The organism is Acidovorax sp. LjRoot118 (assembly GCF_964253575.1).
Lineage (GTDB): Bacteria > Pseudomonadota > Gammaproteobacteria > Burkholderiales > Burkholderiaceae_C > Acidovorax.
The window spans coordinates 5,808,932-5,834,642 of the sequence record NZ_CAXURB020000001.1 but is presented as its reverse complement, the minus strand read 5'-3'; the positions used below and the strand labels follow the sequence as shown (position 1 = coordinate 5,834,642).

The following is a 25,711-nucleotide window of genomic DNA, read 5'->3' as shown; positions in this document are numbered from 1 at the left end:
TGCCGCACGGTGGTGGGGAGGGCGCAGCGTGACTGAACTGCGCAATGCCGAAGCGGACTCGTCGCGTTTTCGCGCCCGCATCTTCACCGTCGCCTTCGTGGTGTTCCTGGCGTTCGGACTGCTGGTCGCGCGCCTGGTGTTCCTGCAGGTGGTGCGCCACGAGGACCTGGCCGCCCAGGCCGAGAGCAACCGCACGGCGGTGGTTCCCATCGTGCCCAACCGCGGCCTGATCATGGACCGCAACGGCGTGGTGCTGGCCACCAACTACGCGGCCTACACGCTGGAGATCACCCCCTCGCGAGTGGGCGTGCTGGAGGAGACCATCGAGGCCCTGTCCAAGGTGGTGGATATTCAGCAGCGCGACCGGCGGCGCTTCAAGCGCCTGCTGGAAGAGTCGCGCAACTTCGAATCCCTGCCCATCCGCACGCGCCTGACCGACCAGGAAGTGGCGCGCTTTTCCGCGCAGCGCTACCGCTTTCCCGGCGTGGACATCAAGGCCCGGCTGTTTCGCAACTACCCGCTGGGCGACGCGGGGGCCCATGCCATCGGCTACATCGGCCGCATCAACCAGACGGAAAAGGCGCGCATCCAGGACTCGGACGACGAGGCCAACTACCGGGGGACCGAGTACATCGGCAAGCTCGGCGTGGAGCAGAGTTTCGAGAACATGCTGCACGGCCTGACCGGCGTAGAGCGCATGGAGACCTCGGCCGGCGGGCACGCCGTGCGGCGGCTGGCCAGCCACCCGGCCACGCCGGGCAACACGGTGATGCTGTCGCTGGACATCAAGCTGCAAAAACTCATCGAGGACATGTTCGGCGACCGCCGCGGCGCCCTGGTGGCCATCGACCCGCGCAATGGCGAGGTGCTGGCGCTGGTGAGCAAACCCACCTTTGATCCGAACCTGTTCGTCGAGGGCATCGACAGCGAAAGCTGGCAGGCGCTCAACGAGTCGATCGACAAGCCGCTGCTCAACCGCGCGCTGCGCGGCACCTACCCGCCGGGCTCCACCTACAAGCCCTTCATGGCGCTCGCGGCGCTGCAGCTGGGCAAGCGTGCGCCCAGCATGGTGGTCAACGACCCGGGTTTCTACACCTTTGGCGGCCACACCTTCCGCAGCCACGAAGGGGGCCTGGGCGGGGTGGACATGCACCGCGCCATCCAGTTCTCGAGCAACACCTATTTCTACTCGCTGGCCGTGGAGATGGGGGTCGATGCCATCCACGATTTCATGAAGCCGCTGGGCCTGGGCCAGAGCACGGGGATCGATCTCAACGGCGAGGTGCGCGGCGTGCTGCCCAGCACCACCTGGAAGCGCAATGCCTACAAGCGCCCCGAGATGAAGCGCTGGCACCCCGGCGAAACCGTGTCCCTGGGCATCGGCCAGGGCTACAACAGCTTCACCATCCTGCAGCTGGCGCAGGCCGAGGCCACGCTGGCCAACGGCGGCATCAAGTATGCGCCCCACCTCATCAAGGCCGTGCGCGACACGGTCAGCGGCACCGTGACCCCGGTGGTTCAGCCTCCGGGAGAAAACCTTGGCTACCTGCCGAAGAACGTGGAGATCGTGCGCAACGCGCTGGTGGCGGTGAACAAGGGTGGCACGGGCACGCGCATCTTTGCAGGCGCGCCCTACACGTCCGCCGGCAAGACCGGCACTGCGCAGGCCATGAGCCTGGGCCAGAACGTGCGCTACAACGCCAAGCTGCTCGAAGAGCACCAGCGCGACCACTCGCTGTTTGCGGCCTTTGCCCCGGCCGAGAACCCCCAGATCGCACTGGCCGTCATCGTCGAGAACGCCGGCTTTGGCGCTGCGGCGGCCGGCCCGATTGCGCGGCGTGTGTTCGACTACTGGCTTCAGGGCGAGTACCCGAACGATGAAGACCTTGCCGCAGTGCGCAAGGGCATCGCCGCCGCGCCCATCGGCAAGCCGCGCGCGGTGGCCGACGTAGTGATCAGCCCGCCCGCTCCCTGAGCTTCATCAGACCTTCGCGCCCGATGCTGGCGGGGCCAACTGGCTGAACACCAAGGCTGCCACGATCATTGCCGCGCCACTTACTCCCGCCCAGCCGAGCCGCTCGCCCAACAAGGCCCAGGCCGTGAGGGCGGCGAACACCGGCTCCAGTCCGAAGACGATGGCGCTGCGCATCGCATCCACGCGCTGCTGGCCCCAGGCCTGCAGGGTGACCACCACCACGCTGGCCAGCAGGCCCAGATAGACCACGGCCACCCAGGCCTCTGCGGGCAGCCGGGCCGCAGACTCCAGCCAACCCATGCCGCCCTCGCGCGCGAGAAGCAGCACGGTGGAGGCCAGGGCCATCACGCCAGCCTGCGCGGCGGCCATGCGCGTGGCGCGCAGCGGGTTGGCGGCCGTGCGCCGCGCGCACTCCTCCAGCGCCAGGATGTAGAGGGCATAGAACACGGTGCTGGCCAGCGTCAGCGTATCGCCCAGGTTCCAGGGTTCGTTCTCATGGAACATCAGCGCCATGCCCGCACAGGCCATGGCGCATGCGGCCCACAGCCGCCAGCCATAGCGCCGGCCCATCAGTGCCATGGCGATCAGCGGCACCACCAGCACGTTCAGTCCGGTCACGAAGGCATTGCGGTTGCTGCTGGTGCGCGCCAGCCCCTCGATCTGCAGCCAGAACGCCAGGAACAGCAGCAGGCCCAGTGCACAGCCCCAGCGGCGTTCATGGCGCAGCATGCCCCACCACAGCGGTGCCAGCACCGCCAGGGCAATCACGAAGCGCAGCCAGATGATCTGCAGCGCATCGAGCTGGGCGGACAGCAGCTTCATGGCGGGGAAGGTGGTGCCCCACACCGCGGTCACCACCAGCAGGGCCAACAGGCCAAAACGTTCAGATCGCATGGGCAAAAAGAAAAAAGGCTGGCCGGGGTCTCCGGCCAGCCTGTCGGGCGCAAGGGGCGCCGTGGATCAATTGAACAGGTAGCGGGCCTGCAGATTCAGGCGCAGCATGTCGCCCTTCTGGCCGTCGAAGGTGGTGCGGCGGCCGCCGATCAGCTCGCTGCCCAGTTCCACGTTCTTGATCGGCAGGTAGTACATGCCGGCGTGCCATTGGTAGAGCTTGTGGTTGCCTTCGCCGCCGTAGGCGTTCACGTAGTCGTCGCCCAGGCGGTGGCGCGAGCGCACGGCGCCCAGCGACACGGTGCCGCGCATCTTCTCGCTGAAGACGTTGCTCAGGCCGATCACGACGCCGTGCGAGCGGTCCAGGCGCACGGTGCTGCCGTCAAGCACGGGGTAGTTCGCGCCCACCAGGTAGGCGCCATCGCCATCGCCATCCAGGCGCGTGTACTGGGCCATCAGCGTGGTGGTGCCGGTGATCTTGTAGCCGGCGCCGATACCCACACCCAGGCCGCGCTTGCTGAAGCCGTCGACACGTTGCTCGTGCGAGAGCAGGCGGGCGTTCACGTTGCCCCAGTCGAAGGCCTTGTCTACGCGGGCCACGAAGTTCAGGCCCTTGGCGCCGTCGGTGGGCTCTTCGAGCGCGAACTGGAACTTGGCCAGATCGGGGTTGTTGTAGGTGTAGCGGATCTGCGCGGGGCGGCGGAAGGTGGCGCCGGGCGGGCCGTTGAAGTCCACGGTCTCGGGCAGGTTGTCCGTGTCCATGAAGGTCGACCAGGTCTGGCCGATCAGCCAGCCAGCGTATTCGCCGTAGGCGTGGCGCAGGCGCAGGCGGTTGCGGTTGCACTCGGCACCGCAATAGGCGTAGAAGTCGGCCTCGATCTTGGTGTTGAAGGTGCCGATGGAAGTCGGCGTGGAGGTCTCGAAGCCAAAGCGCGAAGTCTGCGCGGTCAGGCTGCTCTTGCCCTGGCGCGAGTCGCCCAGGGGCTGCTCCATCAGGTTCGTGAAATTGTCGCCGGGGGCCGTGCCCTTGAAGTCCTTGACCATGTTGGCTTCGGCAAAGCCGTAGACGCGGATCGAGGTCTCGCTGCCCGGCAGGCGGAAGCTGCCCGGGATATCGCCCAGCACCACGGCGTCCTTCTGCTTGAGTTCCACGGCCTCGATGCGGTCGTTCCAGGCCGATGCCGACGCCGCAGGGGCGGCGGGCGCCTGGGCCTGCTGGGCCTTGAGCTGGTTGAGCTCGGCGCGCAGGGCCTTGAGTTCGTTGCGCATTTCTTCGAAGTCCTTGGCGGACTGCGCGAAGGCCGCAGGGGGCAGGCTGCACAGGCCGGCGGCCAGCAGGGCGAGGAACGTGTGGTTCAGTTTCATGGTCACTCCGGTAGGGGCTGGTAATGGCATGGCACGGGCCTGGATCTCAGGCGCTCATGCGGCCGATGAAGGCGCGGATGCGGTCGTTGGCGGGGTTGTTGAAGAATTCGGCGGGCGCCGCGTCGTGGGCGATGCGCCCCTGGTCGAAGAACATCACACGGTCGGCCACTTCGCGGGCAAAGCCCATCTCGTGGGTCACCACGATCATGGTCATGCCGCCACGGGCCAGCTCGCGCATCACGTCGAGCACCTCCTGCACCATCTCGGGATCGAGGGCCGAGGTGGGCTCGTCGAACAGCATCACCTTGGGCTGCATGGCCAGCGCCCGCGCAATGGCCACCCGCTGCTGCTGGCCGCCCGACAGCTGCCACGGGTATTTGTGGGCATGGTCCTGCATGCCCACGCGGCGCAGCAGGGCCATGGCCTGTTCGTTGGCCTGGGCGCGCGGCGTGTTGCGTATGCGCCGGGGGGCCAGCGTCACGTTGTCCAGCACGCTCATGTGGCCGAACAGGTTGAACTGCTGGAACACCATGCCGACCTCGCTGCGCTGGCGCTGCAGCGTGGCCATGTCATCGGTCACTTCCACCCGGTCGATGGTGATGCGGCCCGAGTCGTGGGGCTCTAGCCGGTTGATGGCGCGCAGCAGCGTGCTCTTGCCCGAGCCCGAGGCCCCGATGATCACGGTGACCTCGCCGGTGTTGAACACGGTGGACACGTCGCGCAGCACCTGGTGCGCGCCGAAGGATTTGCAGACGCGGTCCACCACGATGAAAGGAGCGGGCCGGCTCATTGGTTGCGGCCCTCCACGTCGAAGCGGTATTCCACGGCGTTCGAGATCTGTGTGACCAGGGTGGTCAGCAGCAGGTAGGTGATGGCCACGGTGGACAGCGTGGCAATCGGCTGGAAGGTGGCCGACTGGATGCGGTTGCCCACGTTGGTGAGCTCCACCACGCCGATGGCATAGGCCAGCGACGAATCCTTGAGCAGCGCCACGAAGTTGCTCACCAGTGGTGGCAGCGAGATCTTGAAAGCCTGCGGGAACACCACGTCCAGAAACAGGTGCACCCGCCCCAGGCCCAGGGCCTTGGCGGCTTCGGTCTGGCCGCGCGGCACGGCCAGCAGCCCGGCGCGGATGGCCTCGGCGTTGTAGGCACCCACGTTCAGGCCCAGGGCCAGCACGGCGGCCGCGAAGTCGGGCAGGTTCAGGCCCGGCACCAGCACCGGCAGCGCAAAGTAGACGAACAGGATCTGCACCAAGAGCGGCGTGCCGCGGATGACCCAGATGTAGAAGCCGGCCACCCAGCGCACGGCCGTCAGGCGCGAGGTGCGGGCCAGGGCTGCGCCGGTGCCCAGCACCAGGCCCACACTGCCGCTCACCAGGGTGAGCCATAGCGTGGTGCGTGCGCCGTCAGAGAACGCCTGGGCGTTGGGGCCGATGGGCTCGGGCAGGAAAGAGAGCAACCGGCCCAGCAGCGCCAGCGCCAGGACCATCAGGACGACGGCCGAGACGAGCGTGGCGTTGCTGCGCTGCTGGCGAGACCAGCGCTCGGGCCAAAGGGCAGTGAGCATGAAAACCCCTGGTGATTACAAGCGGGCTTGCTCAGTTGGTGCAGCGAACGTCTTCGTTGAAGTACTTCTTGGACAATGCGGCATAGCTGCCGTCGGCCATCACTTCGGCCAGCGCCTTGTTCCAGCCGCCGGCCAGCGAGCTGTTGCCCTTGGCCACGGCGGCGGCGATGCGCTCGATGAACAGCATGTCGCCTAGCTTGAAGCCGGCGCCGGGGTTCTTTTCGGCCACTGCCTTGGCCACGAAGCGATCGGTCACCCAGGCGTCCACCCGGCGCGAGTTCAGCGCACTGCGGGCATCCACGTCGGTGGGGAAGTTCTTCATTTCCTTGATCGACGAGACCTTCTGCACGTTCTCCAGGTAGCTGGTGCCGGTCTGCACGGCCACCACCTTGCCGGCCAGGTCCTTGGCGCTCTTGATGGCCGGGTCCATGGCGATGATCATGCCGCCCGAGCAGTAATGGGGTTCGGTGAAGGTCACTGCTTTGGCGCGCTCTTCGGTGATGCCGTGGGAGGCGATCACCAGGTCCCAGCGGTCCTGGCGCAGGCCCGTGAGCAGGGCGTCGAAGCCCAGGGTCTTCCACTGGATGGCGAGGCCCATCTTCTTGGCCACGAGCTCGGCCGTCTCCACTTCGAAGCCGGTCAGCGTGGTGCCGCTGAAGAAGTTGAATGGGGCGAACTGTCCTTCGGTCGCGATGAGGATCTTGCCGTCCTTCTTCACCTCGTCCAGGGTCCGGGCCTGGGCGGAGAAGGCGGCGCAGAGCGCGAGGGCGGTGGCTACAGCCTTGAACAATTGCATGGGATGGGTCCTGTCCGGGGTATTTCAGGTACAAAAAATCCGGCATGCGGGTAGGCAGGCCGGAGGCTCGGGAAATGCGTCCGCAGCCATCGCGGATGGCGATGTCAGGCGTCACGAAATAGTCACCAATTATAAGGAGCGGTCTTTTTCTGCCGCCACAGGGGGCGCCCTACAAAAGCCGGTTGTAGGCCAATTCACAACAGGTTTTAGAGAAGGCTCCCGAACTTTTCCAAGTGCTGGTACTCGCGCGGGCGCCCTTTGCAGCGCGCGCTCAGCGCAGAAAGGCGTCGTAGCCTGTCTTGAGGATCAGCGCCCCCACCACCACGATGAAGATGCCGCGCACGAAACCCGTGCCGTGCTTGAGCGCCATGTGCGTGCCGATCAGGCTTCCGACCACGTTGGCCACGGCCAGCGTCACGGCGAAATGCCACCAGACATGGCCCTTGGCGGCAAACAGGGCGATGGCCGCGACGTTGGTTGCGGTGTTCAGCAGCTTGGCCGAGGCCGAGGCATTGAGGAAGTCGTAGCCCAGCCAGCGCACGAACAGGAACACGAAGAAGCTGCCCGTGCCCGGGCCGAAGAAGCCGTCATAGAAGCCGATGGCCAGGCCGATCAGGCTCGCTGCGGCGATTTCCGCGCGCCCGGCGAAGCGCGGCGCGTGGTGCCGTCCCATGTCCTTTTTGGCCAGGGTGTAGGCCAGCACGCCCAGCAGCACCAGCGGCAGCAGGCGGCGCAGGAAGTCGGGCGATGCCACGGTCACGGCCCAGGCCCCGGCGAACGAGCCGGCAAAGCCGGCCGCCGCGGCCGGCAGCAGGGCTTCCCAGCGCATCTGCACGCGGCGGCTGTACTGCCAGGTGGCCATGGCCGTGCCCCAGACGCCGGCCGCCTTGTTGGTGCCCAGCAGCGTGGCGGGCGGTGCCACGGGAAATGCCGCGAACAGGGCCGGCACCATCACCAGGCCGCCGCCCCCGACGATGGCATCCACAAAGCCGGCCAGCAGCGAGGCGAGGGTAATGAAAATCCATTCCATCCCATGATTGTCGCACCCCGATAGCTACGCTTTTGCTAGCGAACCGCTGGCGCTGCGGCCATAAAAAAGGCGCTGGGATCGCCAGCGCCTGAAAAGGGGGTGCACCTCGTTGGGTGCTTGTTCGGTTGTGCTTGTAGGGATGTCTCCTCGGCCCCTCGTCCAGCACACCGGGGCGCGCTTTCGAGTGACGGTACTGTAACGGCGGCACCCGCTTGGTGCATTGGGGGTTTCCCGCCCCCATTTGGGGGAGGAGTTCGGGCGGCGACACGCCCGGAGCGCCCCAAATCGGGCGTTTTGCTTGGCATGCCTTGTGCGTTGTGCCATGTAACAAATTGCGAAAAGGGAGCTTCCACATGCGGGCAGTCATCCATGGGTTCGTCACGGTCGTGGCCTTGTGTCTCGGGCTCTGCACCGCAACGGTCTGGGCGCAGGCGCCGGCTCCCGAAGCCGCCGCATCGGCCGCCACAGCCACAGCCACACCGACACCCGCACCCTTGACGCGCCCCGGCCTGGTGGCCAAGGAGACCATCAATGCCGCCGACACCGCCTGGATGATGACCTCGACGGCGCTGGTGCTGCTCATGACGCTGCCGGGCATCGCCCTGTTCTACGCGGGCATGGTGCGCCGCAAGAACGTACTCAACACCATGGCCAGCGTGGTCGCCATTGCCGCGCTGGTGAGCCTGCTGTGGTTTGCCATCGGCTACTCGTGGGCGTTCACGCCGGGCAGCGCCTGGCTGGGCGGTACCGAGCGCATGGCATTTGCCGGGTTCGACTTCCAGCTGGCCGCGGGCAAGCTGTCGGTGAGCCATGTGGCACCGGCCATCCCCGAATCGGTCTACGCCATGTTCCAGCTGACCTTTGCCATCATCACGGCGGCGCTGCTGGTGGGGGCCGTCGTCGAGCGCATGCGCTTTTCCGCGATGCTGCTGTTCATCAGCCTGTGGACGGTGTTCATCTACGCGCCCGTGGCGCACTGGGTCTGGGAGCCGGGCGGCTGGCTGGCGCAGATGGGGGCGCTCGACTTTGCCGGGGGCTCCGTGGTGCATGTGAATGCCGGCGTGGCCGGCCTGGTGTGCGCCTGGTTCCTCGGGCGGCGCAGCGGCTATGGGCGCGAGCCCTTCGAGCCCTACAACCTGGGCCTGACCATGGTGGGTGCGGGGATGCTGTGGGTGGGCTGGTTCGGCTTCAATGCGGGCTCGGCCGTGGCGGCCGATGGCCGTGCGGGCCTGGCCATGGCCGTCACCCACGTGGCCGCCGCCGCAGGGGCGCTGTCCTGGATGCTGGGCGAAGCGGTCATGCGCGGGCGCCCCTCCTTGCTGGGCCTGTGTTCGGGCCTGGTGGCCGGGCTGGTGGCCATTACGCCCGCCGCAGGCTTCGTCACCCTGCGCTCGGCCGTGGTCATCGGGCTGGTGGCCGGTCTGGCCTGCTACTGGGGTGCGACGGGGCTCAAGCGCCTGTTGCGTGCCGATGATTCACTGGACGTCTTCGGTGTGCATGGCATTGGTGGCATCGTGGGATCGCTGCTCACCGGCGTGCTGGCCAGCCGCAGCGTGGGCGGCGTGGCGGGCAGCCTGTGGACCCAGGCCATCGGCGTGGGCGCCGTGATGCTCTTCAGCCTGGTGGGCACGGCATTGCTGCTGTGGATCACCAACCTCGTGCTCGGCCTGCGCGTGGACGAGCAAAGCGAGCAAGTGGGCCTGGATATTGCACAGCACCGGGAACGCCTGGGTCAGTAGGCCTCCCAATGTTCTGAGGAGTTCACCATCATGCAGGACAGCGACAAACTCGCCATCGCAGCGCACCTGCACGTGCTGCTGCGCCGCAAGACCGGCCGGGTGACCGACACCGAGTGGATGGCAGCCAACGCAGAGTACGCGATGGAGATCGTGCGCTTCGCGCGCCAGCACGCGGTCGAAGACGGCGTGCCCGAACTCGCCGAATGGGCCGAACGGCTTGACCGCGCCGTGCACGAACCGGCCCCCGCACCGCAACGGCGCCCCTTGCTGGAGACCGCCAGCCAGGCGGTGCGCCAGCGCCTCGTGCCTGCACCGGTGGTTGAGGTGCCCCGCTATGTCGGTGGCATCCGCTGAACTCGAAGGCTCACGCCTTCTGCGCGGCCAGGATCCACTCGGCTGCCTTTTCGGCAAGCATCAGCGTGGGTGAGTTGGTGTTGCCACTGGTGATGGTGGGCATGGCGCCGGCATCCACCACGCGCAGGCCGGCAATGCCGCGCACGCGCAGTTGCGAATCAAGCACCGCCATCGGGTCATCTGCGCGGCCCATGCGCGTCGTGCCCACGGGGTGGAAGATGGTGGTGGCTATGTCGCCCGCCAGACGCGCCAGGTCCTCATCGCTTTCAAACTGCACGCCGGGCTTCCACTCCTCGGGCTGGTAGGCGGCCAGGGCGGGCTGGGCGACGATGCGGCGCGTGACGCGCAGGCTGTCGGCCGCCACCTGCCGGTCCTCGGGGGTGCTCAGGTAGTTGGGCGCAATAGCCGGCGCAGCCTTGAAGTCCGCGCTCTTGATCTGCACCGTGCCCCGGCTCGTCGGGTTGAGGTTGCAGACGCTGGCCGTGAAGGCCGGGAAGCTGTGCAGGGGCTCGCCGAAGGCGTCGAGCGACAGGGGCTGCACGTGGTATTCGATGTTGGGCCAGGGCTGGCCGGGGTCGCTGCGCGTGAAGGCGCCGAGCTGCGAGGGCGCCATGCTCATCGGGCCGCTGCGTTTCATCGCGTATTCCAGCCCGATCTTGGCCTTGCCCCAAAGCGAGCTGGCCATGGTGTTGAGCGTGGGCACGCCGTTGACCTTGAACACCGCGCGGATCTGCAGGTGGTCCTGCAGGTTGGCGCCCACGCCCGGCAGGTCGTGCACCACGTCGATGCCGTGCTGCCGGAGCAGGGCGGCCGGGCCGATGCCCGACAGCTGCAGCAATTGGGGCGAGTTGATGGCCCCCGCGCTCAGGATCACCTCTCCGGTGGCGTGGGCTGTCACCATCTCGTGCCCGTCCCAGACCTTCACGCCGGTGCAGCGGCGTGTGCCGTCCGGCTGGATTTCGAGGATCAACTGGGTGGCCTGCGCGTTGGTCCACATCTCGAAGTTGGGCCGGCCGTAGCAGGTCGGCCGCAGAAAGGCCTTGGCCGTGTTCCAGCGCCAGCCGCTCTTCTGGTTGACCTCGAAGTAGCCCACGCCCTCGTTGTCGCCGCCATTGAAATCCTCGGTGGCCGGGATGCCGGCCTGCTGCGCAGCCTTGGAAAAGGCGTCCAGCACATCCCAGCGCAGGCGCTGCTTCTCCACGCGCCACTCGCCGGTGCTGCCGGTGGCCTTGTTGCCGTGCAGGCGCTTGAAGTTTTCACTCACGTCGCCGGGCTGGTCCAGGCGCCAGTGGTCCTCGTGGCGGCGAAAGTGGGGCAGGGCGTTGTCCCAGCGCCAACTGGCGTCACCGGTCAGCTCGGCCCACTGGTCGTAGTCGCGTGCCTGGCCGCGCATGTAGATCATGCCGTTGATGCTGCTGCAACCCCCCAGTGTCTTGCCGCGCGGATATCGCAGGGTGCGGCCGTTCAGGCCCGCGTCGGGCTCGGTGTTGTAGAGCCAGTCGGTGCGCGGGTTGCCAATGCAATACAGATACCCCACGGGAATGTGTATCCAGTGGTAATCATCCTTGCGACCCGCTTCGATGAGCAGCACGCGGCGGCGGCCATCGGCGCTCAGGCGGTTGCACAGCAGGGCGCCCGCTGTGCCGCCGCCAATGATGATGTGGTCAAACGTGGTGTCGCTCATGGGAATAACGGTGTGGCAAGAGGGTGTCGCGGGTTGATCGGAAGGGTCGGCGCCATTGTGCGGACCGCGCTGGTGGTGTCGAGGGGGTAAACGCGGCTTGCTAGCAAGTTTGTAGCTGGTGTGGCTTGCAGCGGTTGCGATTGCACGCAATTTGATAATAATTGCAAGCATTCGGGCCCGTGTCGTGCTTGCACGCAAGGGCTTGTCCTACCTGCGGGCCATGGGCTCCGCTACCATGCTTCCCCTACCTCCTTGCTGGTGGCTTGCGCCGCCCGTTTCATGATCGACCTTGCTCCGCGCATTGCCCGCACCGACACCTCCGAAGGCCCGGAGCTGCTGCTGCATGGGCGTTGGGGCGCGGCGGAGCTGGGTACGCGCCGGCAATGGAAGGCACTGTCCGCACAGCTGCAGGCGCAGCAGTCCAGTGTCCAGGTCGGGTGGGATCTGCGCGACCTGCAGTGGCTGGACCATGTAGGTGCCCAATTGCTCTGGAACCACTGGGGACGTGCGTGGCCCAAGCGCCTCGCGCTCACGGATATCCAGCGTGACATCCTGGAACGCGTGGCCGAGTTCACCGTGGCCGAGCCGCCGCCGCCCGAGCCCTGGAGCCTGGCCCGTGAAGTGGACCACCTGGGCCTGCTGGTGCTGCATGGTGTGGACCACGCGCGCCACATGCTGCAAATGGTGGGACAGCTGGTGCTCGACCTGCTGCGCCTGGCGCGTGCCCCCCAGCGCGGGCCCTGGCGCGACGTGTCCGGCCACCTGTACCGCATGGGCGCCACGGCGCTGCCCATCACAGCCCTGGTCGGCTTTCTCATCGGGGTGGTGCTGGCCTACCTGATGTCGCTGCAACTGCGCCAGTTCGGCGCCGAATCGTTCATCGTCAACATCCTGGGCATCTCCCTCATCCGCGAGCTGGGCCCCATGCTCGCGGCCATCCTGGTGGCGGGGCGCTCGGGCTCGTCCATCACCGCGCAGATCGGCGTGATGCGTGTGACCGAAGAGCTCGATGCCATGCGCGTCATGGGCATCCCGCACGGCTTTCGGCTGGTGATGCCGCGCACCCTGGCGCTGGCGCTGGCCATGCCGCTGATCAGCGTGTGGACCACGCTGGCGGCGCTGGCCGGGGGCATGCTCGCGGCCGATGTGGCCATGGATATTTCTCCCGCGTATTTTGTGCAGGCCCTGCCGTCTGCCGTGAAGGTGGGCAACCTCGGCCTGGCCATGGCCAAGTCGGTGGTGTTCGGTGCCTGCATCGCGCTCATCGGCTGCCATTGGGGCATGCGCGTCAAGCCCAATACGCAGAGCCTGGGCGAGGGCACGACCGCATCGGTGGTCACTTCCATCACCATGGTCATCATCGTGGATGCGCTGTTTGCCATCGCCTTCAAGAGCATCGGGATCTGACGCCGTGAGTACCGCCGACATCGCCACCCCGCCAAACGCCGCAGGCAGCAACGCGCCCCAGGCGCTGGCCGTGCCCTCGGGCACACCGCCCGTGGTTGAGGTCAAGGGCCTGTGGAGCGTGTTCGGCAAGGGCAGCGAAGCCTTCGCCGTGCACCAGGACCTTGAATTCACCGTGCAGCGAGGCGAGATGCTGTCGCTGGTAGGGGGCTCGGGCACGGGCAAGACGGTGCTGCTGCGCCAGATACTGGGCCTGGCCCGGCCCGCGCGTGGCACGGTCACCGTGCTCGGCCGCCCGGCCTCCGAGATGGGGCGCGAAGGTGCCGCCAGCCGGGTGGGCATGCTGTTCCAGCACGGTGCGCTGTTCTCGGCCTTCAACGTGCTCGACAACGTGGCCTTCGCGCTGCGCGAGCAGGGCACCCTGCCCGACGATCTGGTGCGCGATGCCGCGCTGGTCAAGCTGCAGATGGTGGGCCTCAAGCCCGAGCACGCCAGCCGCATGCCGGCCGATCTGTCCGGTGGCATGGTCAAGCGCGTGGCCCTGGCGCGCGCCCTCATCATGGATCCGCCGCTGCTGTTGCTCGACGAGCCCACCGCCGGGCTCGACCCGAGCAGTGCCGACGAGTTCTGCGCACTGCTGCGCGAGCTGCACGCGGCGCTGGGCCTCACCATGGTCATGGTCACGCACGACCTCGACACCCTGTTCGCCCTGTCCACCCGCGTGGCCGTGCTGGCCGACAAGAAGGTCATCGTCACCGGCCCGCCGATTGAAGTGGCGCGCTTCAAACACCCCTTCGTCGAGCAATTCTTCATGGGTGAACGTGGCCAGCGCGCCATGGCCCCCCTGGCGGGCTTGCCCGAGCAGCCGCCCGCGGCCCCAACGCAGACTTCCAAGGACGCCTGATGGAAAACAAATCACACGCACTCGCCGCCGGCATCTTCGTCATCGTGGTGGCCGCCATGCTGGCAGGGCTGGCCATCTGGCTCACGCGCGACAACGCCAACTACGAGCAGTACGAGCTGTCCACCAAGGACGGCGTGAGCGGCCTGCAGCCCCAGGCCACGGTGCGCTACAAGGGCGTGGCCGTGGGCAAGGTCACGCGCATCGGCTTCGATCCCCAGGTCAGTGGCAATGTGCTGATCCGCATTGCCGTGAATGAGCAGGCGCCCATCAGTCCCAACACCTTCGCCGTGCTGGGCTACCAGGGCGTCACCGGCCTAGCCCATGTGCAGCTCGACGATGCCGCAGCGCCCTACCCCGAGCTGCCCCCGGGCCCGAGCGGCCTGCCGCGCCTGCCGCTCAAGCCTTCGCCGTTTGGCCGCCTGGCCGAGCAGGCGCCGGCCATCCTGGGCCAGGTGGAGGAGGCCACGCGTCGCATCAACCAGTTGCTGGGCGACACCAACCAGAAGCTGCTCACGGACGCCATCGGCAACATCGGCCAGGCGGCCGGCAGCGTCAACGCGCTCACCAAGCGGCTGGACACCACGGTGCAAACCCGGTTGGACCCCGCGTTGGCGTCACTGCCCGCGCTGGCCGGCGATGCACGCCAGACGCTGCAGTCGCTGCAGAAGGCCGGCACCAGTGTGTCGGACATGGCCGCAGGCATCAACGCCACCAACCAGCGCCTCACCGTTGAAGGCGGCCCCATCGACCAGATCACGCAGGGCACCCAGGCGCTCACGCGCGCGGCCGATGCACTGGGCAGCAATACGCTGCCGCGCGTCACCCGTGCGGCCGACGAACTGTCGCGCACCGCGCGCCAGATCGGCCGGGCCGCCAACAGCGTGAGCGACAACCCGCAGTCGTTCATCTATGGCTCGGGCCGCATCCCGCCTGGTCCGGGCGAAGAGGGCTTTGCCGCACCAGGCGCCGCGCGCTGATGCCGCCGTCCGACGAATTCAAGGAGTACATCGCCATGCTGGATATCCAACGCACTGTCTCGGGGCGCCTAGCTCGCCTGGCCCGCCGGGGTGCCGCCCTGGTGTGCGCCGCTGCCGTGCTGGCCGGGTGCTCGGCCCTGCCCGGCCCGCCCACGCGGGCGGTGCAGTACGACTTCGGCCCCGGTGCCATGGCAACGGCCCCGGGCGACCGCCGGGCCCCGCTGGCGCCGCTGGCCCTGTCCGATGTGGAGTCAACCGGCATGCCCGAAAGCAGCACGTCGGTGCTCTACCGGCTGGCATACGCCGATGCCCAGCAGCCACGCCCCTATGCCGCAGCACGCTGGAGCCAGCCCCCGGCCGTGCTGGTGCAGCAGCGCATCCGCGAGCACCTGGGCCTGCGCCGGGCCATCCTGAGCACCAGCGACGCGGCCGTGCAGGCCCGTGTGGCGAACAAGCGGCCCACCGTGCTGCGCCTGGAGCTCGAAGAGTTCAGCCAGGTGTTCACCAGCGCCGCAGAAAGCGCCGGCCTGGTGCGCCTGCGTGCCACCGTTGCCGAGCCGACGCATCTGGGCGAGAACCTGGTGGGCCAGCGTGTCTTCATCGTGCAACGCCCCGCTGCCACAGCCGATGCGGCCGGCGGCACCCGGGCACTGGCCGACGCCACCAACCAAGCGGCGCGCGAATTGGACGAATGGCTGGAACAGGTGGGGCGCTGAGCCGCAGGAAGCGGACACGCACCCGCACCGGCGCACCCCCAAAGCCAGTCTTGTTACGGATGGTTGCAGCACCCCTACTCAGGTAGGGTGTCGGTGCCTGCGGTGCTCTTCCATAATGTGCCTGAACGTGTTGACGGCCTTCGGGATTGCGCAAATCTCTTGTCGGGCTGCAACGAGGCAGGCTGTCCGGTACGGGGCCCGCAGACCGCCAATGCGTTCCCTGGGTGCCTGGCTCCCGGTGGGTCACTGCCATGGCCAGCCCATCGCCCGCCACCGCCTCCAGCCCTTGTGTTCCCCTTCGCCTGCGAGTGGAGCGCCGGATGGCACGCCGCCATCGCGGCCCTCAGCGGGCTCCGATCCACGTTCATTGCCGAGGTAATTTCCCGTATGTTCTTCAAGCCATCGCTGCTGCGCTCCGCCTGTGCCGCCACCATCGCCCTCGCCGCCACTGCCACCACCGCCTGGGCCGGTGACAAGCTTTACGTGCAGGACAGTGGCAAGATCATGCTCGTCGATGTGGACGCCAAGTCCCTGACCCTCGTGTCCCGCCCCACGGTCGATGGCTCCATCACCGACATCGCCACCGACGCGGCGGGCACCCTCTACGTGCTGACCTTCAATTCGCTGTACCGCCTGGATGCTGCTGGCGCTGCGGTCCTGATCGGCAAGCATGGCATCAACGGCGCCAACGCGCTGACCTTCGACGGCAGCGGCAAGCTGTTCGGTGCCTCCAGCACCAACACCAACCTCTACCAGATCAATCCTGCCAACGCGCAGTCCACCGTGGTCGGCACCCTGCCATCCCAGTCGGCCGGCGACCTGGCCTACCTGAACGGCCGCCTGTTCTTTGCGGGCGAGAATGACTCGCTGGGCATCGTCAACCTGCGCAACAACCAGCAGTCGGCCAACGTCGGCAGCTTCGGCCTGGCCACTTCGGTCTACGGCCTGGCGGAAGGCGACAGCAACACCCTGTACGGCGCCGCATTCACCAAGCTGTTCAAGGTGGACCCCTCCACCGGTTCGATCAGCTACGTGATGGAGTTCACGGGGCTGGGGCAGGCCGGTGGCCTGGCGCCATTCAAGGCCGTGGTCACCCGTGCCGACGACCGCTTGTTCAACTATGCGGAAGACACCTTCCCCACGCTGTTCAAGCCCTCGTTCTCGCCCTCGCTGACCTACGGCAACCAGTACTATCGGTTCTACCGTGAGACGGGCACCATCCTGTCGATCAGCAATGGCCAACTGAGCTACACCCAGGTGGGCGGCGCGCCTGCCGTGCTGGGAGCGGTGGACACTTTCCTGCCGCTGGCCACCGGCGCCGGATACTGAGCATCCGGTTCCGGCATCGCCAGGCGGCGTCGACCAGCGCAGGGTAGGCTCCTGCGCAAAGGTACCGCCTGGCGAGGCTGGTTTGCATGAGCGGGCCTTGGGGCCCGTTTGTCATTCACGGACTCTTTTCGCTGCGCCCTCGATGCCCGTCACCACACGCGCATAGCGCGCAAAGCTCCAGTAGGCCCAGCCCCAGTCCATGAGCACGACCAGGCGGTTGCGAAAGCCGATCAGGAAGTAGACGTGGGCGAAGAGCCAGAACAGCCAGGCGAAGTAGCCTGAAAAGCGCACCGGGCCGATCGGTGAGGTGAGGTCCACCACCGCTGCGTTGCGGCCGATGGTGGCCAGGTTGCCGTAGTCGCGGTAGCGAAACGGCTGGGTCTGCTGCTGGGCCAGGCGGCGCAGCACGTTGGCGGCGGCGGCGCGGCCCATCTGCTTGGCGCCGGGGGACACCCCGGGCACGGGTGTGGGTTCCTGGCCGGGCACATGGCTTTTGGCGGCGGCCAGGTCGCCCACCACGCTGATCTCGGGATGGCCCGGTAGCGTGAGGTCAGGGTCGACCACCACGCGGCCGGCGCGGTCGGTGGTGCAGCCGGTGGCCTCGGCCAGCAGCCGGCCCAAAGGCGAAGCCGCCACGCCTGCAGCCCAGACGATGCACTGGCTGGGAATCGTGTAGCTGGTGGCGGTGGGGTCAGCGCCCGGGGCGGGGCCTGCCACCGTGAGGCCGGTGGCATCGATGGCCGTCACCCGCGCATTCACGCGCACTTCCACGCCCAGCTTTTCCAGTTGCTCCTTGGCGCGCTGGCTCAGGGCCTCGGGCATGGCCTGCAGCACGCGCGTGCCGCCTTCGAGCAGGATGATCTTCGCGCTGGCCGGGTCGATGTGCCGGAACTCGCCGGGCAGTGTGTGGCGCGCGATCTCGGCCAGAGTGCCGGCCATCTCGACCCCTGTGGGCCCGCCGCCCACCACCACGAAGTTGAGCCAGGCGGCGCGCCGGACTGCATCGCTCTCGCGCTCTGCGGCTTCGAAGGCCAGCAGGATGCGGCGGCGGATCTCGAAGGCGTCGTCCAGGGTCTTGAGGCCGGGCGCGAAGGGTGCCCAGTCGTCGCGGCCGAAGTAGCTGTGGGTGGCGCCAGCAGCCACGATCAGGTGGTCGTAGGGCAGGGCATCGCCACCCTGCAGCAGCACGCTGCGTGCCGCGACGTCGATGCGCTCCACCTCGCCGAGCAGCGTGGTCACGTTGGGTTGTTTGCGAAACAGGTGGCGGATGGGCGCAGCAATGGCCGGTGCCGAGAGCCCGGCCGTGGCCACCTGGTAGAGCAGTGGCTGGAACAGGTGGTGGTTGGTCTTGTCGACCACCGTGACGTCGATGGCGCTGCCGTGCAGCGCGCGCGCCGCCTCCAGCCCGCCGAACCCGCAACCGATGATGACGACCCGGGGGCGGATGGGTGTGTTGGGAATGCTGCTCATGGCTGCATTATGGGCAGTCTGCAGTGGGGTCCCGGAAAGGCACGCCCCGCAGGCCTTGCAGCGTGCGGGGCGTTGTGACGGCGTGGCCGCTCAAGCGTTCATGAAGCCGAGGTCCACGGGGTATTCGGCACCGCCGAAGTGGCTCAGGTTGGGCAACACACTGGCGATCTCGGTGCTGCTCACGCCAAACCACTTGGCCAGCGTGGCGGCGTACTGGTCCACCGAGGTGCTGGGCAGCAGGCGGCCCTGGCCCACGTGCCACTGGTCATCGGGTGCGGCGGTGCTGGTGTTGCTGACCGGGGGGGCCGAGCCGTAGAAGGCCTTGCCCTTGACGGCACCGCCCACCATGAGGTGGTGGCTGCCCCAGCCATGGTCGGATCCATCGCCATTGGAGTTGAGCGTGCGGCCAAAGTCCGAGGCGGTGAAGGCCGTCACCTTGTCGGCAATGCCCAGCTCCACCGTGGCGCTGTGGAAGGCGGTCATCGCATCGCTCAGGCGCTGCATCAGGCCGGGCTGCTGGGAGATGAGGTTGTCGTGCAGGTCGAAGCCGCCCATCGAGACCATGAACACCTGGCGCTTGGTGCCCATGGTGCCGCGCGCGCCGATCAGGCGGGCCACCATCTTGAGCTGGTCCGCCAGGCCGTTGTTGGCGGGGAAGGGCGTGGCCAGGTTCACGCCCGCAATGCCGGTGGTGACCAGCGATTCGGAGGTCACGGCGCGCGTGGTCACCTTGTTGTATTCGTTCTCCAGCGTCTGGCTGCTGGTCTGCTGAATCAGGCTGGTCAGCGCCGAGCGCACGGCCGTGGAGCCATAGACGCTGCTCTTGACGCCATTGATCGGGATCGCGCCACTCGTGCTCACCTGGTATTGCAGCGCCGAGTCGCCCGAGAGGAACACCGCATTGCCCGTGACCGAGATGCAGGTGAACAGCGAATTGGCGTTGGACGACAGGGCCAGATCGCCGATGTTGCCGCCCCAGCCGATGGTGGAGCCTTCGGGCGAGGACGACTGCCACACCGACTGCTGGTCGTTGTGCGAAAACAGCTTGGGTGGCAGCGGGTACAGGCTGCGGTTGGAGCCGTTGTACTGGGCCTTGGTCAGCGGCACCACCAGCGGGCCCACGTTGAGTTGCACGGCGGCTTTGCCGTTGTTGAACAGGCCCGTGAGGCCCGACATGGCAGGGTGCAGCGCGTACTGGCGCCCACCGGGCAGGCCGGCCGTGGGGTTGAGCAGCGTCGCCGCCAGCTCCGCCTTGGGGATGGCGATGCCGCCACCACCCAGGCCATTGCCGCCCCGGATGGCGCTGTACTTGAGGTAGCTCGGGTCGTCGTAGGTGACCACGGTGTTGGCATAGTCGTTGCCACCATAGAGGAAGACGCAGACCAGGGCCTTGTAGTCGGTGGCGGTGAAGGCGGCCGCCTCGCCCATGGCGGCCAGGTTCAGCGCAAACGGCAGGGCGGTGCCGGCCAGGCCCAGTTGGCCGCTGCGGCGCAGGAAGGCCCGGCGGGTGTGGAGTTCGGGTTGGAGCAGGTGCATGGCGCGCGTCCTCTTATTTCTGGATGAGGTACTCGGCCGAAGCCATGACCAGGAAGATCGCCGACGCGATGCGGTTGAGCTTGACGGCGTCGGTGCTCGCGGCCGTGACGGGTGTTGCCTTGATCGCATCGGCAATCAGTTTCACGGTGGCGGCCGACAGCTGGCCCGCACACATCAGCAGGTTGATGCGCGCGACCAGGGCGTCGGGGTCGACGACCAGCACCATCTCATGCGTGTACAGCGCCTTGATGTCATAGCCGTTGTTCCCGTTGCTGCCGTTGTTGGGCAGGTCGGGCGCGTTCACGTAGATGCCGTTGCGGATCACGCCCTGGATGTAGTTCAGGTAGCCGCCCACGCTGCTTTCGTTGACCAGTTGGAACTCTGGCGCCACGGCACCGCTCTGGGCCAGGGCCGTGGACGGCGGCACATAGCCGGGCCGAAAGAAGTTGAACACCGAGGGGGAGCGCAGCGGGCTCTGGCCCAGCCGCGAACTGGCGGAGCTGGTGTCCCCGATCTTCCAGCTGCCGAAGTTGGAGCTGATGTTGAAGGTGCGACCCCACTGCACCAGGCGCAGCATGGGCTCGCGCAGCTTGCCGAAGCCCGGCTGCTTAAGCCCTTCGGACGAACGCGCTTCGTCGTCGAGCAGGATGGCGCGGACCACCGCCTTCATGTCGCCGCGCACACTGGCACCGTTGTTGTTGAACACCGTGGCCACGCGTGCCACATAGGCCGGCGAGGGGTTGCTGGTAACCAGCCGCTGGATCAGCTGCTTGCAGATGAACGGCGCCACGTTGCCGTGGTAGAACAGGGTGTCCATTGCCGTGGCCAGGGCCGCGGCACCGGGCGTATTGGCCGGAATGGTGGCACCCAGGAAATTGACCGCCAGGTTGGAGTGCAGCGAGGCATTGAGCGACATGGGCAGCCGGGTGAACGCCGTGTTGGGCACCGTGCGTGTCGTGCCGGGCACGGTGCCCTGCTGGTTCAGCGACTGGTTGTAGTCGTAGCCCGTGAACACGCGCGCCAGGTTGGTCACGTCGGACTGGCTGTAGCTTTCAATGGGCTGGCCCGCGCCGTCGCGGCGCACGGTGCCGTCGATGTTGAGCATGACCAGCCCGATGGACATGAGCTGCATGACCTCGCGCGCATAGTTTTCATCCGGCTGGCGGCCCGTGGCGGTGTTCTCCTTCTGGTTGCCGCGGGTGTTGAGGTAGTAGCCCATCGCGGGGTTGAGCGACACGTCCTGCAGCAGGTTGCGGAAGTTGCCGAACGAATGGAATACCAGGGTGTCCCAGTAGTGCGCGATGGCGTGGCTGCGCCAGTTGAAGTCCAGGCCCGAGAGCGAAACCACGAAGATCTCCGACAGCGCCAGCGCGACCCGCTTGCGCAGGCCATCGGGCGATGTCATGAGCTGCGACCAGATCATGCAGTCGCCCGGATAGGTGTTGTCGTAGTAGGCCGTGGAATTGTCGACCGCCGCATACCCACGCTGGTTGAGCCACTCCCAGCCCGATATGCCGATGGGGGCGTTGAACTGCGAGATCAGCCAGGCGTCGAAGCCGATGGAGCGGACGGTGGCGATGTCCTGCGTGGTGGCGGCGAACCCTGCCTGCAGCAGAAAGCGAGCAGCGTCCTGGTCGTTGAGCGGCCGGCCGCTGGAGAAGACCGCATCGCCAAAGCTGGCCAGCGCGCCGACGTTGACCACGGCGTTGTTGGTGGGCGGGCCCAGCACCACAACGTTGCCCTGGTACACACCCAGGTAGTTGCGCGTGCCCCCGTAGTAGCGGAAGACGAGCGTGCCGCTGTTCACTGTGGCCTGGTGCGAGTCGAAGTACTGCGGGAAGACCATCTCCGCCCAGTCCATCAGTTCGTCGGGTGTGGGCGTGCGGCTGGCCGCCTGGTCCGACCGGAAGGAGCCCGAGCCGCCCATGTCGCCCAGCAGTGGCATGCGGGGCGCGTTGTCGGCCTGCTTGAGCGCCTGGGGCGCCTCGGCTTCGGCCTCGCCGCCGCCGCAGGCCGCGAGGGCCGCGCTGGCGGCGGCTGCCGCCGAAAGCTTGAGCCAGGGAGCGCCCACGGACTCCGGTGCGCTTGGCGCTGCATCGGCCGGCGACATAGAGGAGGCTGTGCGGGCGGGCAGCGGTGCTGCCAAGGCTGCATCGGATGCTTCGTGGGCGTGTGTCATAGCGACTTTTGTGAAGATTTGTACAGAAGTGTAGGCAACCTCCTACAAAAGTGGCATTCCCTACCCGACAGTAAGCGTTACCAAAAGAAACGCGCTGGCCTCGTACAGAGGAGAGGGCCGCATGGCGCGATGCGCAGCAGCAACACCCGCTTTTTCAACGATTGAAACACCCAGGCTGCTTTAGCGGGTGCTTGTCCGGCATGCCCGTAGGCGTGCGCCGACGTGGGTTCCACGGTGCGGACTACGCGCCGCAGGCGGACTCCTTCTTACAGTCTCTCCATCGCATCACGCAAGTGTTCCACGCAAACCGAGTGGATGGCTGAAGCGAATTTTTTCGAGGATGCACACCATGAACGAAGACACCATCAAGGGCAACTGGAAGCAGTTCACCGGCAAGATCACCGAACAGTGGGGCAAGCTCACCAACGATGACCTGGACGTCATCGACGGCAAGCGCGAGCAGTTCCTGGGCAAGCTGCAGGAACGCCAGGGCATTGCCCGCGACGCCGCCGAAAAGCAGCTCAGCGACTGGCAAACCCGCCATCCCGACTTCCGCTTCAACGACTGACATGGCCTTGGCGCACCGGTAGCCAGAACCCTCCAGGGCCCAAGGCCCTGCAGCTGGCGGGCTACCGAATGCACAACGCTCTTTCAGCACCCCTACAAGACATCCCCTGAGACCCCGAGGAGAAAACCATGAAATTCGCACGCACCCTGATCGCTTCCATCGCCGCCGGCCTGCTGGCCACTTCCGCGATGGCCATGACCGACGCCGAGTACAAGACGGCCAAGGACAAGATCTCTGCCGACTACAAGGCTGCCAAGACCAATTGCGACACCCTGAAGGACAACGCCAAGGACATCTGCGTCAAGGAAGCCAAGGGCGCCGAAAACGTGGCCAAGGCCGAACTGGATGCCCAGCACAAGCCTTCCGACAAGGCCACGAACAAGGCCCGCATGGCACGTGCCGACGCCGACTACGATGTGGCCAAGGAAAAGTGCGATGACTTGAAGGGCAATGCCAAGGACGTGTGCGTGAAGGATGCCAAGGCAGCCCACACCACCGCCAAGGAAAACGCCAAGGTGGCCAAGGCCGCAGCCAAGCCTGCCGACAATGCCGCCGAGAAGGGCGCCCAGGTCGCAGAAGCCCGCAAGGACGCATCGGCCGAAAAGAACGAAGCCAACTACAAGGCCGCCAAGGAGCGTTGCGACGCCATGAGCGGTGATGCAAAGTCCAAGTGTGTGGACGACGCCAAGCGCATGTACGGCCAGAGCTAAATCTCGGGCCAGCCCCCGCACCACGGCCTTCAGGGCCGATGGTGCTCCACCGAGCCCCGCCCCGTGCGGGGCTTTGTCATGGAGCTGCGCCATGGTGTCTGACCTGCATCAAAGCGGCCCTTGCCTTGCGCCTCTAAGCTGGCCCTTCAATTGGCTTGCAAGAACGGAACGGCACATGGCAGCACTGGAATGGTCTGACGCACTGGCACTGGACCTGCCGCTGATGGACGAGACCCATGAGGAGTTCGTCGAGCTCCTGGCGCGGGTGGAGCATTCGGACGATGCGCAACTGCTGGCGCGCTGGCAGGCGCTCATTGCCCACACCGAGCAGCATTTCGGCATGGAAGACCAGTGGATGGCCGGCACGCGCTTTGCAGCGGGCAACTGCCACAGCATGCAGCACAAGGTGGTGCTGCAGGTCATGCGCGAAGGGGCTGAGCGTGCCGCCCGGGGCGAGCTGCAGGTGCTGCGCATGATGGCCGGCGAACTGGCGCTGTGGTTTCCCCAGCACGCGCAGAGCATGGATGCTGCCCTGGCGCTGCACCTGCGCCGCGTGGGGTTCGACGCGGCCACCGGTGTGGTGAAGGCCCCCGAGGCCTTGCCCCAGGGGCTGGTGCACGGCTGCGGCAGTGCCAGCTGCTCGCCTTCGGCCCAGCCCGTGCCAGCCTGAGCGTTGGCACGGCGCGGACCTCAGTGGCTCAGCGCACTGGTGGGATGGCGTGGCAGCAGCACAATCGCCATGTGCCAAGACAGATCCCGCAGTGCCGAGCGCAGCGCCGCCGAGGCGGGTGGCCCGGATGTGCCTAGCGGGCCATAGGCTGCCCGCAGCACGGCCTGCTTGGCGCTGTGCAGCGCGGCACGGTCGTGCGCCTGCAGGGCCGCCAGCAACTGGTCGCGGTAGCGCTGCACACGCCGGGCCTCCGCGTCCGACAGGTCCGGTGCCGGGTGGGTGGTGGCTTCGGCACTGAGGTGGTGTGCCCAGGCCAATGCGGGCGAGGTGGTGGGCTGCTCGGTGCTGTGCATCATGGACGCCCTGGCTGGGTGGGGGTGGCCAGGCCCGAGTGGGGCGGGGGCACGCTGGGTGGCTCCCGTGGCGGCAGGGGTGGGCGGGGCGTGCCGGCGGGTGAGGTCAGTCCATACCAGTTCACCTTGCGGGTCAGGACCATCACGGCGGCCAGTACCAGGAACAGGGCGATGGAGCCCACGGCCAGCGCCGTCTGCTCCAGCTGCAGCAGCACGTACAGCAGGCCGTACAGTAGCGCGATCCCCGCACCCAGCGGTATGCCGCGCGCCAGGCTGCCCAGCATGTGGCTTGCATAGTAGGCCAGCAGCAGCACGCAGGCGGTTGCCGCAACGCCGTAGGAGATGCCGAACGGCAGGTGCTCCGACAGGCTCACCAGCAGCAGGAAGAAGCTGCACAGCGCGCTGCCCACCAGCAGGTACTGCACCGGGTGCACGCGCAGCTTCTTCATCAACTCGAACAGGCCCACGGCCACGAAGGTCAGGGCGATGAACAGCACGCCGTACTTGGTGGCCCGATCGGCCAGTGTGTAGGGGTTGACCGGGTCCACGAAGGCCACGCTGAAGCTTTCGGCGCATTCGCGCGGGGTGGCGTTGCCCGTGGCGTACTCGCTGCTGTCGTCGCCACCGCCGCCGCTGTTCACGCACACCCGCTTGCCGTCGGCAATGTCTTTCTGCGCGGTGGTCGCCAGCGAGGACAGGCGCCAGCGGGCGGTGAAACCTGCCTTGGTCACCTCGCGCTCGGACGGAAGAAACTGCCCCGAGAACGAAGGGTGGGGCCAACTGCTGCTCATCTGCACCTCGGTGTTGCCCCCGATCGGCACGATGGCCAGGCGCTCCGTGCCCACCAGCTCCAGGTCCAGCGTGGCGGTCAGGCCTGTGGCCTGGCCGCGCACCGACTCGGGCAGGCCGGCATGCAGGCCACGGGTGTAGGTGGGGTGGAAGGTGCCGGGCTTGAGCACCAGCGCCTGCTCGCCCAGCGTGACCCGCGCCGTGCGGATGCCGCGCGCATCGCCCACGGCCACCATCAGGATGGGCGCGCCGCAGTTCATGCGCGAGCCCTTCATGGTGCTTTGCGGTTGCAGGCTGGTGAGCGCCCCCCACTGCGCGGTGACGTGCGACTTGAGGTTGTAGGTGTTGACCTTGTGCAGGCCGCGCGCGCGCTCTTCCATTGCGGCACCGGTGACCACCTTGAGCTGTTCGGGCATGGCCGTGAGCAAAAACTCGCGGCGCTGCTCCACGGTGCGGCGCTCCTCGCCCTTGCCGGTCTCCACGTCCCAGCTTTCCACACAGGCGCTGTGGATCATCGGGCCCATCAGCGTTTGCGGCCCGGCCAGGCTGTCGGCCACGCTCTGTGCCGTCATGCTGCGGTAGCGCTGCCGGTCGCGCACCACGTCCTCGATCAGGCCCAGCCCGATGAGCAGCAGCAGCACGATGACCGCGAGTGCGCCCAGTTTGGTGAACAAGGGGTATTTCAAGAGATCCTCCATAGGGA

The 25,711-nt window shown here is 67.2% G+C and carries 23 protein-coding genes; 11 read left to right on the top strand and 12 right to left on the bottom strand.

Annotation, left to right across the window (positions count from 1 at the left end; all coding sequences use genetic code 11):
* Positions 1-28: 28 nt before the first annotated feature.
* Complete coding sequence (gene mrdA, locus ACSQ9E_RS27440; protein WP_057202618.1) at positions 29-1,975, top strand: penicillin-binding protein 2; 1,947 nt, start codon at positions 29-31, stop codon at positions 1,973-1,975.
* Between the two features lie 6 nt (positions 1,976-1,981).
* Here mrdA and ACSQ9E_RS27435 read toward each other — a convergent pair whose 3' ends face one another.
* The 6 genes from ACSQ9E_RS27435 to ACSQ9E_RS27410 all read right to left on the bottom strand — a co-directional run bounded on the left by ACSQ9E_RS27435 (position 1,982) and on the right by ACSQ9E_RS27410 (position 7,626).
* Positions 1,982-2,869, bottom strand: a complete 888-nt coding sequence (locus ACSQ9E_RS27435; protein WP_436176476.1) for a DMT family transporter — start codon at positions 2,867-2,869, stop codon at positions 1,982-1,984.
* A gap of 66 nt (positions 2,870-2,935) precedes the next feature.
* Positions 2,936-4,231, bottom strand: coding sequence for a DcaP family trimeric outer membrane transporter (locus tag ACSQ9E_RS27430; protein ID WP_436176477.1), 1,296 nt, complete (start codon positions 4,229-4,231; stop codon positions 2,936-2,938).
* 46 nt (positions 4,232-4,277) lie between these two features.
* Positions 4,278-5,021 carry an amino acid ABC transporter ATP-binding protein gene (locus tag ACSQ9E_RS27425; protein WP_436219688.1) on the bottom strand — a complete coding sequence of 248 codons (744 nt, stop codon included), beginning with the start codon at positions 5,019-5,021 and terminating at the stop codon, positions 4,278-4,280.
* Entirely contained in the window at positions 5,018-5,800 is a 783-nt protein-coding gene (locus ACSQ9E_RS27420) for an amino acid ABC transporter permease (protein WP_436219687.1), read from the bottom strand. Before ACSQ9E_RS27420 ends, ACSQ9E_RS27425 begins: the two co-directional genes overlap by 4 nt.
* Positions 5,801-5,831: 31 nt before the next feature.
* Positions 5,832-6,596 (bottom strand): ABC transporter substrate-binding protein, encoded by a 765-nt coding sequence (locus tag ACSQ9E_RS27415; RefSeq protein ID WP_057202613.1) that lies wholly within the window; start codon positions 6,594-6,596, stop codon positions 5,832-5,834.
* A 271-nt stretch (positions 6,597-6,867) separates the two neighbouring features.
* On the bottom strand, positions 6,868-7,626 hold the full coding sequence (locus tag ACSQ9E_RS27410; protein ID WP_436219686.1) for a sulfite exporter TauE/SafE family protein: 759 nt from the start codon (positions 7,624-7,626) through the stop codon (positions 6,868-6,870).
* Between the two features lie 353 nt (positions 7,627-7,979).
* Here ACSQ9E_RS27410 and ACSQ9E_RS27405 point away from each other — a divergent pair, with 353 nt between their 5' ends.
* The gene (locus ACSQ9E_RS27405) at positions 7,980-9,365 is read left to right on the top strand and encodes an ammonium transporter (protein WP_436219685.1); all 1,386 of its coding nucleotides are present in this window, start codon (positions 7,980-7,982) and stop codon (positions 9,363-9,365) included.
* 30 nt (positions 9,366-9,395) lie between these two features.
* Positions 9,396-9,719, top strand: a complete 324-nt coding sequence (locus tag ACSQ9E_RS27400) for a hypothetical protein (RefSeq protein WP_057202610.1) — start codon at positions 9,396-9,398, stop codon at positions 9,717-9,719.
* A gap of 10 nt (positions 9,720-9,729) precedes the next feature.
* Here the strand turns inward: ACSQ9E_RS27400 and ACSQ9E_RS27395 are convergent, their stop codons facing one another.
* Positions 9,730-11,403 (bottom strand): GMC family oxidoreductase, encoded by a 1,674-nt coding sequence (locus ACSQ9E_RS27395; RefSeq protein WP_436219684.1) that lies wholly within the window; start codon positions 11,401-11,403, stop codon positions 9,730-9,732.
* A 279-nt stretch (positions 11,404-11,682) separates the two neighbouring features.
* Here ACSQ9E_RS27395 and ACSQ9E_RS27390 point away from each other — a divergent pair, with 279 nt between their 5' ends.
* The 5 genes from ACSQ9E_RS27390 to ACSQ9E_RS27370 all read left to right on the top strand — a co-directional run bounded on the left by ACSQ9E_RS27390 (position 11,683) and on the right by ACSQ9E_RS27370 (position 16,733).
* Complete coding sequence (locus tag ACSQ9E_RS27390; RefSeq protein WP_436219683.1) at positions 11,683-12,810, top strand: MlaE family ABC transporter permease; 1,128 nt, start codon at positions 11,683-11,685, stop codon at positions 12,808-12,810.
* Positions 12,811-12,814: 4 nt separating this feature from the next.
* Positions 12,815-13,711, top strand: coding sequence for an ABC transporter ATP-binding protein (locus tag ACSQ9E_RS27385; RefSeq protein WP_436219682.1), 897 nt, complete (start codon positions 12,815-12,817; stop codon positions 13,709-13,711).
* Positions 13,711-14,688, top strand: coding sequence for an MlaD family protein (locus ACSQ9E_RS27380; protein ID WP_057266608.1), 978 nt, complete (start codon positions 13,711-13,713; stop codon positions 14,686-14,688). Before ACSQ9E_RS27385 ends, ACSQ9E_RS27380 begins: the two co-directional genes overlap by 1 nt.
* Positions 14,689-14,723: 35 nt before the next feature.
* Positions 14,724-15,404 carry an ABC-type transport auxiliary lipoprotein family protein gene (locus tag ACSQ9E_RS27375; protein WP_436219681.1) on the top strand — a complete coding sequence of 227 codons (681 nt, stop codon included), beginning with the start codon at positions 14,724-14,726 and terminating at the stop codon, positions 15,402-15,404.
* 387 nt (positions 15,405-15,791) lie between these two features.
* Positions 15,792-16,733, top strand: coding sequence for a hypothetical protein (locus ACSQ9E_RS27370; protein WP_436219680.1), 942 nt, complete (start codon positions 15,792-15,794; stop codon positions 16,731-16,733).
* Between the two features lie 111 nt (positions 16,734-16,844).
* Here ACSQ9E_RS27370 and ACSQ9E_RS27365 read toward each other — a convergent pair whose 3' ends face one another.
* From ACSQ9E_RS27365 to ACSQ9E_RS27355, 3 genes are all read right to left on the bottom strand, one after another.
* Positions 16,845-18,203 carry an NAD(P)/FAD-dependent oxidoreductase gene (locus tag ACSQ9E_RS27365; protein WP_057202605.1) on the bottom strand — a complete coding sequence of 453 codons (1,359 nt, stop codon included), beginning with the start codon at positions 18,201-18,203 and terminating at the stop codon, positions 16,845-16,847.
* Between the two features lie 90 nt (positions 18,204-18,293).
* A complete protein-coding gene (locus tag ACSQ9E_RS27360) occupies positions 18,294-19,739 on the bottom strand; it encodes a DUF1501 domain-containing protein (RefSeq protein WP_057202604.1) in 1,446 nt (481 codons plus the stop codon).
* Between the two features lie 13 nt (positions 19,740-19,752).
* Positions 19,753-21,918, bottom strand: a complete 2,166-nt coding sequence (locus ACSQ9E_RS27355; protein ID WP_436219679.1) for a DUF1800 domain-containing protein — start codon at positions 21,916-21,918, stop codon at positions 19,753-19,755.
* A gap of 349 nt (positions 21,919-22,267) precedes the next feature.
* On the opposite strand from ACSQ9E_RS27355, the gene ACSQ9E_RS27350 reads away from it, so the two are divergent.
* From ACSQ9E_RS27350 to ACSQ9E_RS27340, 3 genes are all read left to right on the top strand, one after another.
* On the top strand, positions 22,268-22,486 hold the full coding sequence (locus ACSQ9E_RS27350) for a CsbD family protein (RefSeq protein ID WP_057202724.1): 219 nt from the start codon (positions 22,268-22,270) through the stop codon (positions 22,484-22,486).
* 128 nt (positions 22,487-22,614) lie between these two features.
* Entirely contained in the window at positions 22,615-23,196 is a 582-nt protein-coding gene (locus ACSQ9E_RS27345) for a hypothetical protein (RefSeq protein WP_057202602.1), read from the top strand.
* 175 nt (positions 23,197-23,371) lie between these two features.
* Positions 23,372-23,866: a hemerythrin domain-containing protein gene (locus ACSQ9E_RS27340; protein ID WP_057202601.1), complete on the top strand. Its 495-nt coding sequence runs from the start codon at positions 23,372-23,374 to the stop codon at positions 23,864-23,866.
* A gap of 20 nt (positions 23,867-23,886) precedes the next feature.
* Here the strand turns inward: ACSQ9E_RS27340 and ACSQ9E_RS27335 are convergent, their stop codons facing one another.
* Positions 23,887-24,222 (bottom strand): hypothetical protein, encoded by a 336-nt coding sequence (locus ACSQ9E_RS27335; protein WP_235514477.1) that lies wholly within the window; start codon positions 24,220-24,222, stop codon positions 23,887-23,889.
* The gene (gene creD / locus ACSQ9E_RS27330; protein ID WP_436219678.1) at positions 24,219-25,694 is read right to left on the bottom strand and encodes a cell envelope integrity protein CreD; all 1,476 of its coding nucleotides are present in this window, start codon (positions 25,692-25,694) and stop codon (positions 24,219-24,221) included. The genes ACSQ9E_RS27335 and creD overlap by 4 nt, the downstream gene beginning before the upstream one ends.
* Positions 25,695-25,711: the final 17 nt, after the last annotated feature.

What these genes read in the sequence shown, in the direction of transcription:
- ACSQ9E_RS27435 (WP_436176476.1), bottom strand. Translation starts at nt 2,869, where the DNA reads ATGCGATCTGAACGTTTTGGCCTGTTGGCCCTGCTGGTGGTGACCGCG.
- ACSQ9E_RS27430 (WP_436176477.1), bottom strand. Translation starts at nt 4,231, where the DNA reads ATGAAACTGAACCACACGTTCCTCGCCCTGCTGGCCGCCGGCCTGTGC.
- ACSQ9E_RS27425 (WP_436219688.1), bottom strand. Translation starts at nt 5,021, where the DNA reads ATGAGCCGGCCCGCTCCTTTCATCGTGGTGGACCGCGTCTGCAAATCC.
- ACSQ9E_RS27420 (WP_436219687.1), bottom strand. Translation starts at nt 5,800, where the DNA reads ATGCTCACTGCCCTTTGGCCCGAGCGCTGGTCTCGCCAGCAGCGCAGC.
- ACSQ9E_RS27415 (WP_057202613.1), bottom strand. Translation starts at nt 6,596, where the DNA reads ATGCAATTGTTCAAGGCTGTAGCCACCGCCCTCGCGCTCTGCGCCGCC.
- ACSQ9E_RS27410 (WP_436219686.1), bottom strand. Translation starts at nt 7,626, where the DNA reads ATGGAATGGATTTTCATTACCCTCGCCTCGCTGCTGGCCGGCTTTGTG.
- ACSQ9E_RS27405 (WP_436219685.1), top strand. Translation starts at nt 7,980, where the DNA reads ATGCGGGCAGTCATCCATGGGTTCGTCACGGTCGTGGCCTTGTGTCTC.
- ACSQ9E_RS27400 (WP_057202610.1), top strand. Translation starts at nt 9,396, where the DNA reads ATGCAGGACAGCGACAAACTCGCCATCGCAGCGCACCTGCACGTGCTG.
- ACSQ9E_RS27395 (WP_436219684.1), bottom strand. Translation starts at nt 11,403, where the DNA reads ATGAGCGACACCACGTTTGACCACATCATCATTGGCGGCGGCACAGCG.
- ACSQ9E_RS27390 (WP_436219683.1), top strand. Translation starts at nt 11,683, where the DNA reads ATGATCGACCTTGCTCCGCGCATTGCCCGCACCGACACCTCCGAAGGC.
- ACSQ9E_RS27380 (WP_057266608.1), top strand. Translation starts at nt 13,711, where the DNA reads ATGGAAAACAAATCACACGCACTCGCCGCCGGCATCTTCGTCATCGTG.
- ACSQ9E_RS27375 (WP_436219681.1), top strand. Translation starts at nt 14,724, where the DNA reads ATGCTGGATATCCAACGCACTGTCTCGGGGCGCCTAGCTCGCCTGGCC.
- ACSQ9E_RS27370 (WP_436219680.1), top strand. Translation starts at nt 15,792, where the DNA reads ATGTTCTTCAAGCCATCGCTGCTGCGCTCCGCCTGTGCCGCCACCATC.
- ACSQ9E_RS27365 (WP_057202605.1), bottom strand. Translation starts at nt 18,203, where the DNA reads ATGAGCAGCATTCCCAACACACCCATCCGCCCCCGGGTCGTCATCATC.
- ACSQ9E_RS27360 (WP_057202604.1), bottom strand. Translation starts at nt 19,739, where the DNA reads ATGCACCTGCTCCAACCCGAACTCCACACCCGCCGGGCCTTCCTGCGC.
- ACSQ9E_RS27355 (WP_436219679.1), bottom strand. Translation starts at nt 21,918, where the DNA reads ATGACACACGCCCACGAAGCATCCGATGCAGCCTTGGCAGCACCGCTG.
- ACSQ9E_RS27350 (WP_057202724.1), top strand. Translation starts at nt 22,268, where the DNA reads ATGAACGAAGACACCATCAAGGGCAACTGGAAGCAGTTCACCGGCAAG.
- ACSQ9E_RS27345 (WP_057202602.1), top strand. Translation starts at nt 22,615, where the DNA reads ATGAAATTCGCACGCACCCTGATCGCTTCCATCGCCGCCGGCCTGCTG.
- ACSQ9E_RS27340 (WP_057202601.1), top strand. Translation starts at nt 23,372, where the DNA reads ATGGCAGCACTGGAATGGTCTGACGCACTGGCACTGGACCTGCCGCTG.
- ACSQ9E_RS27335 (WP_235514477.1), bottom strand. Translation starts at nt 24,222, where the DNA reads ATGATGCACAGCACCGAGCAGCCCACCACCTCGCCCGCATTGGCCTGG.